The following is a 13,537-nucleotide window of genomic DNA, read 5'->3' as shown; positions in this document are numbered from 1 at the left end:
ATTAACAATATTTAGAGTTTAAGTAGGATGCTATGAAACCAGCAATGTTATTAGGTAAGCAAAATACATTAAAAATCTGCAAGGTTGGGGTGGAGAAGTGTTTTAGACAGCTAGAAGTTTTTAAACTTGTTTTTTCAATATTATTTATTTTGGTGCTTCCTATGAATCAAGCTCTTGCTGAAGATGCACAATCAGAAACTATTACCGAGGAAATGGTCGCTAGTTATTTAGATCAAGCGCTAAAAAGTCAGACAAAAGGCATTGTTCGCTTTGAAAAAGGGTATCTGGAAACTGCGTTGAATAGGAGTTTAGACCGTTATAAAGAGCTTCATGGTAAAACTGAATATCTTAAAGCGGGCTTGAGTGTTGCAAAAGTTTCCCCGGAACTTAAAGAAAAGCTGTTCGAGCACTTTAAAAGCAACTTGGCACGATACAGAAAACTAACCGGATTAAAGATTCGTTACATTCCCCAAGGCTCTAATGAAAGAAATGTGTATTTTGATATGGCAGTGGCGGGTATGCCTGTATACCAAATGAGTACATCTTCCGCGTATGTAAACCGCCTTTACCATGGAAAAAAAGGCGAAAAGCTTCAGCAGGCAATAGAAAGAGAAAAACAAAGGAACAGTATATACAAAACATCTCTATTTATAAGACGAGAGAATAGAAGCGTCAATATGGCTATAGGGTTGTTAGACTCGACACATCCCTTAATTGAAAAGAAAGGTGTTAATAGCGTATTGGGCAATATGAATCAGATGTTTTTCAATATGTTCACAGATACTATTAATGTTAGAGACTTGCCTAGTATCCTTGTTGTTCCGAATTATAAATATGGAGATATTCAACCTTTAGATGTTGCCTATCTGAAGGCGCTTTATTCAAATGAAATCCATTCCGGAATGCCGCTAGAACAAGCCAAACCAATTCTTAAAAAGCACATGATTTCCTATCTAGGAATAAGTTAAGTCGGCTCAAAGGCAAAAGACAGGATTTATATGCAAGCAACAAGACAGTCAGTTCAGAAAAAATTACACGAAATCTGCCAGGTTGGGTGGATAGGGTTCTGCTTACTTATAGGGTTTATCAGCACCGCTTATGCTGAAGAAACGAATATTGGGTTTAAAACTGGTGCCGAACGGACAGCACTAAAAGCTCAATACCCCATGTGTGATGAATTCATGAACGTGAAATGGATTGATAAAACTAAAAAGATCAAAGCGCCATCATTTGACTTTCAAAAAGACCAGATCACTTTTAACGGTGTTGGTGTAGTTAAATATCAGGCGGACATTAAGGGTAAAAGACGAACTGTTTATGCATTGGCTTTTGGTCGTGATATTCGGTTTAAAATCACCAAAAAGCAATATAGCAGCCCAGAGTTCTATCAGTTTGTCAGAAACTCTCTTATGGATTATAACGGTATGGCACTGCGTTTGCGGATTATCGCAACACAGAAACAGTGGACCAATTTTTTTCCAACGCACTCTGCAAGACTGACCAACCAGAATATCAATATTTGCATGATTAACCCAGATAATAGGGGCTTTTTTGTAGAATTTTTTACTCGTTGGCATCAGAAATGTCAAGATTCCTCCCATACCGAGACTATTTGTAAGTTATTAGCAAAACATGGTTATAGTAAGGAGCAGCAAAGCCGAGCAATGGATTTTGCTCCTAGGATAGACCTCAATCAGGACGGAATATATGATTATCTCTTTGGCAATAGCGTTATTTATTCAAATACGAGAACTGGACAATATAACTATTATGATTTAATGGATGATCAGACATTCAAAGAGGCAAACTGCAATAATGGGCCTCTTTTTTTTAAGAGCGGCAGTTTCTACTTTGATGGAAAGCCTGAATGTAACATCACTAAGCAATTGAAAAGTATAGGTCAGGATAGGTTGTAAAATATGGGTGCGTTTAATTTAGGGAAGAATGAAGACTTCTTAGCGAAAGCCTCGGAAAAACTTAGCCAGGTTCAAGGGCATGACATCTAATCTCACTGACATTACACTTGGTGTTTAAAGAGATTGAGAAGAATATTTATGAAGCAAGTCATGTCATTAGCCAATCAAAAGGCACTGAAAATCTGCCAGGTTGGGTCAATTATTGCTAAATTCTTTCCAAGAGTGAAAACTGACATTTTTATGATGTTTTTGTGATGAATTCAAGGATTGAATAGCATATTTCACAACTTTTCATTAGAATGTCTCTTTTGGATAAATTCGTACATTTACGAATCACAAAAAATCATTTTCTACTAAGGCGCACAAAAGATATGGAAAACAGAAGACTTTATGATGTAGGTGGCAAATTGATTAAATTTGCTTGGGCGGTAGAGATACTTGCCGTTTCGATAGGCCTTTTAATTTCCATTGTTGTGTCTTATTCCGTTTATATACAGCTCAATGCGCATGAGCGCGAAATGTCTGCCGGCAACATCTCGACGATTCTGGTCGCTGGTTTACCGTTTGTGTTGGTCGCTGTGGTTGAGGCGAGCAAGATTCCTATTGCCACGGCGATGATGTATGCCCGCCATTTTGCTTGGCGTGTGGGCTTTTTCATTGGCGTCATTATGCTGGCTACCATTACCTTTGAAACCATGTTGAACGGTTTTGAACGTAACTTTTCTAACTTGACCTTGGCGATTGACGATAATAAAAATGCCGCCTTGCGTTTGGATGAAAAGATCAACAGCTTGAACCAGCAAAAGAAAAGCATCGACACTTTGCATATGGATACGATTGATGCGAACTACCATCGAAACGTTTCTAATGCGAACCGTTATTTCACAGATAACCTATCCTCACAGAGAAAAGTGATGGAGCGGCGCTTGTCTGAAATCGACACCAGTTATAAAGACAAAATCGACCAAGAGGTGTCCGACCTACAAAACAAAGAAGCACAAGTTTATGCCGATTGGGATAAAGAACGTGATGCATTGCAACAACGTATCCGTAAGATGTTGAACCAGAACTTGGAAGGCTCAACGGAAGAGAAAGCACAACTTGAAAAAGAAGTGGCGAACCTGAAAGCCGAGATGAAGCAAAAGATGGCGGACGCGACTTTCTTGACACGTCAGTCTGTAGAGGACAAGTACCGTGCCTTAATCGACAAAAAAGAGAAACGTCTGTATCAAGTCAGTGATTTCTCCAGCGGGAAAGAAGCACTGAAAGAGCAAACCGGTACGGAAGAAATGCTTCAGGCACAGTTGAAAACCATGGGTGTGACTTATCAAAAACGTATCGACACTATCCATCAACGTATTGATTTCTTATCTAACCGTTTGAAGCAACGCTCGGAGGAAGATGAAGCTTTAAGAGCGAAGTACCGTCAGCAGTATCAGCAGTTTACCAATGAAGCGGTGCAAACCAAGGACAGCATTATCCATCGAGCTTTGAAAGAGAAAAAGAGCCAGTTGGAAACTTTTGATGAAATTCAGCAAAAGGTCAAAAAGATTGATGAGGATATTTTCGGTCTGCAACAACAGAAGTTGGAGATTGATCACAAGATTAATACCCTGATTACCCAAAACCAGATTTATCGTGTGGCGGCCTATATCAACGGCAATGAGTCGGCTCGCGATGTACCAAAACATTTGGTTGGTTTGGTTGCGTTGGTTTGGTTTACTTCACTGGCATTTATCTGTTCGGTCACGGGGGTATTCCTAGCGATTGCAGGTATTTACTTGCAACGTACTTATGGTGCGCCGGGGAGCCGTCCAGACATTGAGCCAGAAACGCCGACACTGGCTGAAGTGGAGCACGAAAGAACAGTGCACACGCCTAACGGAACATTGAATCCGGCATAAAGGCGTTACCCATAGAGAAAAAACATCTGTTGCGATAGAAAATTTCATTTGCATGTCAAATAGGCTCGGCATAATATGCAACTCTGTTAACAAGCAATAGCCAGGCTTATGGAAACCATTTCAAAAGATTTTACTCGCCGGGTGTTTAAAAACTTCGGCTTAAAATCGAAAGCTTCTGATGAAATGGCAGTCGCCTTTATGGCGTCCGTCTGTGAGGAAGTATCCGATGTACTGGCATTGGCTAAAGATGTCGAAAACCGTGAAGCGCCAAAATCCATTCATGCCATTCGCGTGACCTTTAAGCGCTTACGTGCTTACTGGCGACTCATCTCGCCAGCCATTCCCAAAGAAACATTTAAAGCGGCGAACGAGCGTATTCGCCAGACAGCAAAACGATTGGCGCAACATCGTGATTTACAGGTGATGTTAGAGTCGCTTTTGCAAATCGAATCCCTGATGATGGACGAGGGCGTGTCCGCTAAAACACAAGCCTACTTAGACAGATTGAAATCCGATTTTGAGTCGCAAATCGCCAAACAGGTTCAAGCTTTACCGGAGATAGATTGGGAGGTGGTCGAACAAGCCTTGGAAGAAGAGCTGGCGGCTTGGCAGGCACTTTCGATTGAGCAGGATTTTATGCTGACTTTGCAGAAAGGGTTTCTGATGACATTGAGTGCATGTCATCGTCATGCGTTGGCGGGCATTGCCGTGGGAGCGACGACTGAAGAGCGTCATGAGTGGCGTAAATGGGTCAAGCATGGTTATTACCAGTTGAAGCTGCTGAAGTCGCTGGGAACGGACAAGGGGCAAAAGGTGGTGCGAAAACTCGACCAGTTAGGCAATCTGCTTGGTAAAGAACATGATTTTGAGATTTTGTACCTGCATTTGAGAACCCTTAAAAAAGACCTGAAAGGGGATGAAAAAGGGCTGGATGCGCACAAAGTCTTGCAGAAATTCACCCAAAAACGTTTGTCTCACCTGAAAAAACAAGTCAACCATCTGCACAGCGAACTGCTCAAGTCCTGGTAGGGCAAGCAGGCGAGTAGCGAATGACTCGGGTATAATATTGCGCATTCCCTGTCTATTTAGAGCAAAATAACTTCATGTCCGATCATAACAAAAAAAACGCGTCAACAGCACAACAGAGTCTTTTGGGGCAGAGCACGCCTTACTGTCACCGCTATGATCCAACACTTTTGTTTCCGATTCCGCGTCAGGAAAATCGTGACGAATTGGGCTTTGATTTACAAAGTTTGCCGTTTGTGGGATTAGACATTTGGACTGCCTACGAAGTCTCTTGGCTTAATGCCAAAGGCAAGCCTCAGGTCGCCATTGTTGAGTTCGCTTTTTCTGCGGATGCACCGAATTTGATTGAATCCAAATCCTTCAAGCTGTATCTGAACTCCTTCAACGGCACACGTTTCGATTCGGCAGACGAGGTCATTGCTCTGTGGGAAAAAGACCTGTCGGCTGCGAGCGGTGGTGAAGTGTCTGTAGACATGCGTCCGGTTGATGCCGAAGAGTATCTGGGTAAATTGCCGGGGGAGTGTCTGGATGACTTGGATATTGAAGTCGATGCCTATCAAGTGTCGCCCGATTTGCTGGTGTGTGAATCGGAAGAGATCATCAGCGAAACACTGCACAGTCATTTGCTGAAGTCGAACTGTCTGGTAACTGGGCAGCCGGATTGGGGTTCGGTGGTGATACGCTATGAAGGCAAGAAAATCGAGTGGGAAGGTTTGCTGAAATACCTGATTTCTTTCCGTAATCACAATGAATTTCATGAGCAATGCGTCGAGCGTATCTTTACCGACATCCAAAAACGTTGTCAGCCCGAACATTTAACAGTCTATGCACGTTACTTGCGTCGCGGCGGGTTGGACATCAACCCTTATCGTTCAAACTTTGAAGACGAGTTTGATTTGACACGATTAAGCCGTCAGTAATCAAAATCTGCCAGGTTGGGGTTGCTAGCAGGTCTAGCGTCGGGAGCGGTTGGCGGTGGTTTGTTGAATCAAGTTGGACAGTTCGCTTGATAATAAGCCGAATTGTTTTAGCATCTGTTGCATGCCGCCGATATCGAAGCTGTCGACCTTCTCTTTCAACTGCGAAGAGAAGTTGATGAGTTCAGGCACGTCAAACAGCTCTCCGACTTCTTTTGCATTTTCCGCAAAGGCTTCAAAATCTTCAAGGTTATTGGTTTTCACCGCACGTTGATGTTTAGGTTCTAGTTGATCTTCCAATGCGGCGTTCAAATCTTGCAAGCGGCTGCGAGCGGTGTCTGAAAGTGTTAGTGGTTGTTTGACTTCGGCATCATCCACTTCAATTTCATCGTAAGCCAAATATTGGCAGAGCATATTGAATAAGTCATTTTTTAAGACAGGTTTACGTAAATAACCGTCGAAATGTGCGCGCTTGGCTTTTTCAAACTCGTCTTGCATTACCGATGCGGTGAGTGCGATGACTGGAATTGCCGGTTTTTCGGCTTTGATACGCTGCGCGGCTTCATAGCCGTCCATCACGGGCATACGAATGTCCATCAAAATCAGATCGAAGTCTTCAGCCATAGCTTTATCAAGTGCTTCCTGACCATTTTGTGCTTGAGTAATCTGCACTTCGGTATCAATGAAGTTTTGTGCAATCAGTTCGCGGTTGTCGGCAATGTCGTCGACAACCAGTATTCTGCCGAATCGGAAATTGATATTGTTCAAATTACGATGGGTTGCCATGTATTGTGGGCTATGAGTGGAGGCGATGTCCATTTGATGTAGCAGAATTTTGAATGTGGAACCTTTACCGGCTTTGCTTTCAACCTGAATCTCGCCTTCCATCATCTCCACCAAGCGTTTGGTGATGGAAAGCCCTAATCCGGTACCGCCAAATTTACGGTTGTCTTGGCCGGATTGCTGCTCGAAAACGTTGAATATGCGCGATTGCTCCGCTTCGGGAATGCCAATACCAGTGTCTTTCACTTCTATGAGCAGGTCAAGTTTGCTGCGAGGTTGGTCGAGATTAATGGCGCGTACCGAAAGTTTGATATAGCCGGAGTCAGTGAATTTGACGGCGTTGCCCAGTAGGTTAAACAGAACCTGACGCAGACGAACGGAATCCAGCAGGATGGCCTCCGGTAAATCCGGCGCAACATCCATGAACAAATCCAAACCTTTTTGCTGTACATTCATTGAGAAAATATCGGCGATTTCCTGGAATAGGTCTGTCGGATTAGTCGCCTGTTTGTGCAGGGTCATTTTGCCGGCTTCGATTTTTGACAGATCAAGAATGTCGTTGATAAGCATAAGCAAAGTATTTCCCGCGGACTGAATGGTGCGGATAAACGATTTAAGGCGAGGCTCTTTGATTTGGTCGTTGAGTAGTTCGGTAAAACCAATGATGGCATTCATTGGCGTGCGAATCTCATGACTCATGTTGGCAAGAAATTCGGTTTTGGCTTGGTTGGCGGATTCGGCCAACTCCTTGGCTTCATTCAACTGTTGCTCCATATGAATACGATCACTCAGATCAACATAAATGGACAGTAACGCCAGTCGATTTGCATAGTGAATCGGCAAAATGGAAAGCATCATTTGTACATCGTTACCATTGATGTCTTTCATGGGTACGATGCGCTGCTCGATCTTGCCATGGGTGTTGAGCAGGTCTTCAATTTCTTTTTGTTCTTCGGGTCTGCTGTAGTAGTTTTTCATCCTTTGGGTGGTAGGATTGTCGACATCAATGAGATAGTCTTTTTTGGCTTTTTGGTTTGCAGAGAGTAAATTTCCATCATAGTCGGTGACCTTGATGATCAAAGGAACGCTGTCAATGATTGCCTGAACCTGTTCTTGATTGCGTTTGATAGAAGCCTCGAGGTTTTTTTGTTCCGTTTGGTCTCGCCAAGAAACATAAATGGCGGGATGTCCTTGATATTGAATAACGGTCAGGACGACATCTACCCAAAACTCCTCTCCGTTTTGTTTGCGCATCATCCAGTCCAGACGGATTGTGCCGCGGTTGAAGCACTCTCTTAGGGTGTAGTTGATTTTATCTTCGGAAGAAATGGTGTCAGGTTGGTACTCTGGTGACCAATCCATCGGGGTTGTGCCGAGCAATTGTTGTTTGGATTCAAGCCCGAGCAACTCCAAGGCCGCATGGTTACAGGAGATAAATTGTCGATTTTGGATAATGAGGTGTGCATCGGCAGAGGTTTCGAAGAGATTTTGGAAGTTTTCTTTTTCTATCTGAAGATGGTCTTCAGCCAGTTTTCTCTGGGTGATTTCTTTCGATAGCTTCAGATTCCAGTAAATGATGAATCCAATGATCGCCAGAAAGATGGCGATGATTCGGATGACCATCCAGTAGTCGACTTTGGAAGCGAATTCGATTTTCGTCCAGTTGTTTAAAATCTTTGAACCGGACTCTGCCGTGACATTTTTCATCACTTTGTTAAGCAGACTGAATAACTCGGGCTCTCCTTTTTTAACGAAAAGGGTGAGCTTCATGTCGACGGGCGTTTTACCGACAATTTTAAGGGTGTTGAGCCCTTTTTGCTTAATCAGATAGCTGGCCTTGGGTAGCGATAAGATGGCTGCATCGAATTTACCAATGCCGACACCTTCGAGTGCTTCGTCAGGGGTATTGACTTCGATGAAGTTTTGGTCCGGAAAATCCTTATAAATCGCGTTGGTATAACCATAGCCTTTGACCAAAGCGACCCGTTGATTTTTTAGTTCTGTCAGACTATTGATGAACTGGGTTTTGTCGTCCATCACAATGACGATAGGGCTGCTCATATAAGGGGTAATTGGGTGATAGTTTTTTCTGAGGATGGCATCATCCATATCGCCCGAAATAATATCGACGGATTTGTGCTCGGACAGCTTGAGTGTTTGCTGCCAGGAGGTCACGTGCTTTGGTTGAATCTTCAACGGTATTTTATGTTCAATAGCTTTAAGGTTGTCGGCAACAATACCGATATATTTGCCTTCCTTATTGAAGGCTTCATAAGGTAACCAATTGGGGTCGCCGGCAAAGGTGATTGAAGAGTGCCTGGATAGCCAGGCTGTTTCCGCATCCGACAATTTGAGCGCCTTTAAGTTAAATACGGTTTGATCTTCCGGTTTGCTGAGCCATTGATCGAAAATATGTTTCTTCTCAATGGGTAACATGTCGTTCAACGCTTTGTTGATGATAGAGACCAGTTCGGGTGCATCTTTTCTGACCATAAAGTGTAAGGTTTGTGGTTCGTCACGCGTTGATGCGAATGGATGAATGGTCGAAATCCCTTCTTGCGCCAGCTTGAAGGAAAGGACGGAGTAGGTGTCATAAAGAATCTGTGCTTTGTTTTGTATGACCGCATCTAACGCCTGGTTGAGATTGTCTGTCTGTAGCAGTTGGATGCGTGGGAATTTCTTTTTCAGCAGTTTTATACTGGCATAATCTTTTGGAATCGCCAATACTTTGCCATTCAAATCGTTGAGTGTTTTTGCTTTTAGGTCATTGCGGATAAAGAAATAGTTCAGCGTTTTAAAGTAAGGGCGAGAAAACAGGGCGAATTTTAGTCTGTCTTCTGTTTTATTGGCGGCAGGAAGGAGGTCGACTTTTTTCTCCCTCAACAAAGAGAGGTTGTGTTGCCAGGAACCGGTTTGTATTTTAAACCTTAACCCGGTTTTTTTGCTGATGACGTTCAGATAGTCATTGGCGATGCCTTTGTAATCGCCCTGAGAACCGGTAAAATCAAATGGCGCCCAATCGGTCTCCCCGGCTACTTTAATCACTGGGTGGTTTGCCATCCATTGTTGTTCTTTGGCGGTGAATTGGTATTCACTGGATGCGATAAACCATTTGTTTAGAATAGCGTTCTTGTCAATTTGAGGAATGTCATCCAATGCCTTTTGCATGATTGACGCTAATATTGGTAATTTTTTGCTGATGGCAATGGAAGTGTTTGTTTGGTAACCACTGATTTGGGAGACAATGGATATGTTGGTCAGGAAGCTTTTCTTTATCAAATAGGTGGCAACAGCGATATTGCCAGCGTAGGCATCAACTTGTTGGGTGCTAACCGCTTCCAGTGCTTGCTTGTTGGAGTGCATGGGGACGACATGAATTTGCGGGTAGTGTTTTCGTATCCACTCTTCTAGGTAGGATGCGCCATTCAGTGCAAGGGTTTTGCCGTTTAACTGTTTTAAATTTCTGATTGAGCTGTTGGTAGAAACCACCAAAGCTAATGGCATGGTGGTATAGGGTGTTGTAAAAGTGAAATAAGCTTCACGTTGTTGAGTTTTGACCGCACAGGATAGTCCGTCCAGTTGTCCTGCTTTTGCCTGCGCCAGAATATCTGACCATATGCCTGTTTTGACACGAATGGTTAAGCCGGTTCTTTTGGCAATTTCTTTCAGTATGTCTGCTGCAATACCGGCATGTTCTTTCTTGGCGTCAGCAAACTCAAATGGGGGCCAGTTGAAGTCACCCCCCAAATGAACGACAGGGTGTTCTTTTATCCAGTGCTTTTCTTTTGGGCTAAGTTGTAGTGCTGCTTGTGCATGAAAAGAGAGGAGAAAAAGCCAGACAAATAAGCTGGCTTTAAGATTGTGCAATTGCCTTAAACTCATCCAGGTGCTCGGCAAAGATTTCGGTTAATTCAGGGTCGAAGTGCGTGCTGCTGTTTTCCATGATGTAGTTGGCCGCATCTTCCAAGCTCCAAGCTTCTTTGTATACACGTTTGTGGGTGAGTGCATCGAACACATCTGCCACCGCAACGATACGCGCGTAAATGTGTATTTGATTGCCGCTAAGTCCTTGCGGGTAACCTGTTCCATCCCATTTTTCATGGTGTTGTAGGGCGATGAGTTCAGCCGCCTTCATGAATTTACGTTTTGAAATACGCATGACTTCGGCGGCTCGAGTCGTATGCGTTTTCATGATTTCGAATTCTTCAGGGGTGAGTTTGTCAGGTTTGCAAAGGATATGGTGCGGAATGGTGATTTTTCCGATGTCATGCATGGGAGCGGAATGAAAAATGATTTCGACATCGTCAGAGGATAGGCCCGGGTAGTATTCGGCCAGTAATCTTGAGTATTCAGCTACTCGGCGAATATGGCGTCCGGTTTCATCCGATGTTGCTTCCATGAGCTCGGTCAGCACATAAATCATTTCTTTTTGGTTTTCTTCCAGTTCAGTCGTGAAACGTTTTTCTTTGCTGATGAGACTGTTTTGAAGTGCAATGTTGTGTTGTTTCAGGAGTTTTTTGGCGGTGAAAAGTTCGAGATGGTTTTTGACGCGGGCGATAAGTTCTTCAGCATGAAAAGGTTTGGTGATGTAATCGACCGCGCCAAGCTTAAAACCTTGGCTAATGGAGTCGATATCGACTTTCGCGGTTAGGAAAATCACCGGAATGTCTGATGTCATGGGGTTTCTTTTCAGGCGAGAGCAAACTTCAAAGCCATTGAGGCCGGGCATCATGATGTCGAGCAGAATTAAATCAAAGTCATTTTCTTCCACCAAGGCGAGTGCTTTTTCACCATTTAGTGCGAAAGAAAATTGATAATTGCCTTCTTTTAAAATATTCATTGCGACTTGAATATTTTCAGAGACATCATCGACTATAAGGATGTGGTATCGATCATTCATAAGGCTCATCTTTGCTCTTCCTAAGCAGAATGGTTCCTAAAGTCATTGGCCTGGATACGAAATGGCGTACAGCGAGAATGCGGAATCTTTCGTATTGCTATAATTAATAATCAATGAAATTTATAAAAAAATCAAGCATTTCGATTCTTTTTCATAAAGTATTCATATATTTAGTTGCAGATGAAATAATTCTTATTGATGTATAATAGATACATCTTTAAGGTGTGGCTTTCATGGCAAAGTTGTCTTGTTGGCTTTTATGCAGGGTGTGCAGATGTTTTTTTTCGATAGAGCTTTTCGTTCATTTTTTATTGGCGGCAGTCTTTTTTCGGTGATGGCGATGCTTGTCTGGTTTGGACAATATCCAGTGGCATCAAAGCAATTTTCCACGCTTTTGCCTATGATGTGGCATGCTCATGAAATGGTATTTGGCTATGCTTTGGCAACGGTGACGGGCTTTCTATTGACTGCGGTGATGAACTGGACAAGATTAGAGTCGGCTTCCGGTTATCGCTTGGCGCTGATTTTTGGTTTTTGGTTGGTAGCAAGGCTTGGGTATTTATTGGATGCGCCGATTGTGTGGGTGGCATTTTTTGATATGGCATTCAACCTGGGACTGTTGCTGCATTTTGCGATACCTGTGGTGCAAAAAGAGTTGTGGGCACAAAGCGGGTTGAGTGCAAAGTTTTTACTGTTGATGGTAGCGAACGGTTTGTTTTACGCCAATGCATTAGGTTGGACAGCATTTAGTCAGTTAAATGCGATATTGTTCGGCTTGTTTTTGGTTTTGGCAATTAATCTGACTATGATGCGGCGCCTAGTGCCTTTCTTTACCGAGAAAGCATTGGGTTTGCGCGAACAGCAACAGTACAAGTGGCTGGACTTATTCGCATTGGTTGGTTTTTTGGTATTGATGGTGGTTGTCATTTTTTGGCCGATGCATTGGATTGTCACTCTTGTTGGGCTCTTATTATTTATTGTCCATTTTATTCGTCTGTGGCGTTGGTATCGCCCTGGCATATGGAAGGTGACTTTGTTATGGCCGCTATTTGTTTCTTATGGTTTCATGACGTTGGGGATGTTGATGTTTGCCGCCGTGCCTGTTGGATGGATTAGCTTATCAATCGCTATTCATGCTTTAGCGGCTGGCGGTATAGGACTGCTTTGCTCGGCGATTATGGCAAGGATTTCTTTGGGGCATACTAATCGTAATGTATTTAATCCGCCGAAAGGACTGATTTGGGTTTTTGTGAGCTTGGCTGTGAGCGCGATTTTCAGGGTGATATTCCCGGTTGTTTTCCCTCACCAAACGGTGCTTTGGGTTCATATCAGCCAGTTAGGTTGGGCGCTAGGGTTTTTGTGGTTGAGTGTGCTTTATTTGCCAATTTTGACAAGGCCAAGCCCGCCAAAAGAGACGGGCATTTTGCTTTAATTGTGAAGCAACTGATTGCCGGTTGGCAATCAGTTCAGGTGGCCAATCGGATCTAGGATGGCGTTGATTTGCGCTTTTTCTGGACGATAGCTTCTTGGTGCATCCTGTAAGTTGCCGCTGCTCAGCGAACCGGCACAAGTCAGACGAAGAATGCCAGGGTTTTTGTCGGTCGGCTTCAAGTAAATCATCACCGTATCCATGGTTTCCGTTCTATTATTATCGTCACTGGCAACCGTCAGTTGCATCGGGCTGAGTTGTGCATCAGAGGCAATGCCGTTGTCCGCTTCAGCAAAGAGCACTTTGCCAACAGGTTTTTGGTTTTGTGCAACCATTTCACTGCTGATTCTTACCTTGGTGACGGTAAAGTGGTCGGGTAAGATTTTTTGCTCGTGGTCTTTTACCTGATTCACTTCCAGTTCACAGTGTTGATCCAAGCGGCTAAAACCACTTCTTGTTGTGACTTTTCCAAACTGAATGAAGACACGTGTTGCATTGGCGGGCACGGTCAGGGCTTGGTTGAGTTGAAAGCTGTCTTCAGCCTGAACATCCATAACCGATTTGGGCGGCGTCAGAGAGCAAGCCGTTAGGCCTAAGCTTAAGATGGCTGCGATTGACCCCAGTTTAAATGATGCGGTTTTTAATACTCTCATGGCAAAACT

General features: G+C 43.5%; 9 protein-coding genes. 6 read left to right on the top strand and 3 right to left on the bottom strand.

Annotation, left to right across the window (positions count from 1 at the left end):
- The first annotated feature begins 32 nt into the window (after positions 1–32).
- The 5 genes from F8R13_RS05420 to queF all read left to right on the top strand — a co-directional run bounded on the left by F8R13_RS05420 (position 33) and on the right by queF (position 5,766).
- Positions 33–968, top strand: a complete 936-nt coding sequence (locus F8R13_RS05420) for a hypothetical protein (RefSeq protein WP_152832368.1) — start codon at positions 33–35, stop codon at positions 966–968.
- Between the two features lie 30 nt (positions 969–998).
- Positions 999–1,916 carry a hypothetical protein gene (locus F8R13_RS05415; RefSeq protein WP_152832366.1) on the top strand — a complete coding sequence of 306 codons (918 nt, stop codon included), beginning with the start codon at positions 999–1,001 and terminating at the stop codon, positions 1,914–1,916.
- Positions 1,917–2,287: 371 nt separating this feature from the next.
- Entirely contained in the window at positions 2,288–3,820 is a 1,533-nt protein-coding gene (locus tag F8R13_RS05410) for a hypothetical protein (protein ID WP_216642600.1), read from the top strand.
- A 108-nt stretch (positions 3,821–3,928) separates the two neighbouring features.
- Positions 3,929–4,849, top strand: coding sequence for a CHAD domain-containing protein (locus tag F8R13_RS05405; protein ID WP_152832364.1), 921 nt, complete (start codon positions 3,929–3,931; stop codon positions 4,847–4,849).
- Between the two features lie 74 nt (positions 4,850–4,923).
- A complete protein-coding gene (gene queF / locus F8R13_RS05400) occupies positions 4,924–5,766 on the top strand; it encodes an NADPH-dependent 7-cyano-7-deazaguanine reductase QueF (RefSeq protein ID WP_152832362.1) in 843 nt (280 codons plus the stop codon).
- 33 nt (positions 5,767–5,799) lie between these two features.
- Here the strand turns inward: queF and F8R13_RS05395 are convergent, their stop codons facing one another.
- Together F8R13_RS05395 and F8R13_RS05390 are read right to left on the bottom strand one after the other, a co-directional pair.
- On the bottom strand, positions 5,800–10,428 hold the full coding sequence (locus tag F8R13_RS05395) for a transporter substrate-binding domain-containing protein (protein WP_152832360.1): 4,629 nt from the start codon (positions 10,426–10,428) through the stop codon (positions 5,800–5,802).
- A complete protein-coding gene (locus F8R13_RS05390) occupies positions 10,400–11,455 on the bottom strand; it encodes an HD domain-containing phosphohydrolase (RefSeq protein ID WP_371414905.1) in 1,056 nt (351 codons plus the stop codon). Before F8R13_RS05390 ends, F8R13_RS05395 begins: the two co-directional genes overlap by 29 nt.
- A 265-nt stretch (positions 11,456–11,720) precedes the next feature.
- Here F8R13_RS05390 and F8R13_RS05385 point away from each other — a divergent pair, with 265 nt between their 5' ends.
- Positions 11,721–12,878 (top strand): NnrS family protein, encoded by a 1,158-nt coding sequence (locus F8R13_RS05385; RefSeq protein ID WP_172967705.1) that lies wholly within the window; start codon positions 11,721–11,723, stop codon positions 12,876–12,878.
- Positions 12,879–12,907: 29 nt separating this feature from the next.
- Here F8R13_RS05385 and F8R13_RS05380 read toward each other — a convergent pair whose 3' ends face one another.
- On the bottom strand, positions 12,908–13,528 hold the full coding sequence (locus tag F8R13_RS05380) for a hypothetical protein (RefSeq protein WP_152832356.1): 621 nt from the start codon (positions 13,526–13,528) through the stop codon (positions 12,908–12,910).
- Between the last annotated feature and the right edge of the window lie 9 nt (positions 13,529–13,537).

It is taken from the genome of Hydrogenovibrio sp. JE_KL2 (assembly GCF_009296185.1).
Lineage (GTDB): Bacteria > Pseudomonadota > Gammaproteobacteria > Thiomicrospirales > Thiomicrospiraceae > Hydrogenovibrio.
Note: the sequence above shows the minus strand (reverse complement) of the source record. Positions and strands in the feature narration are given on the sequence as shown.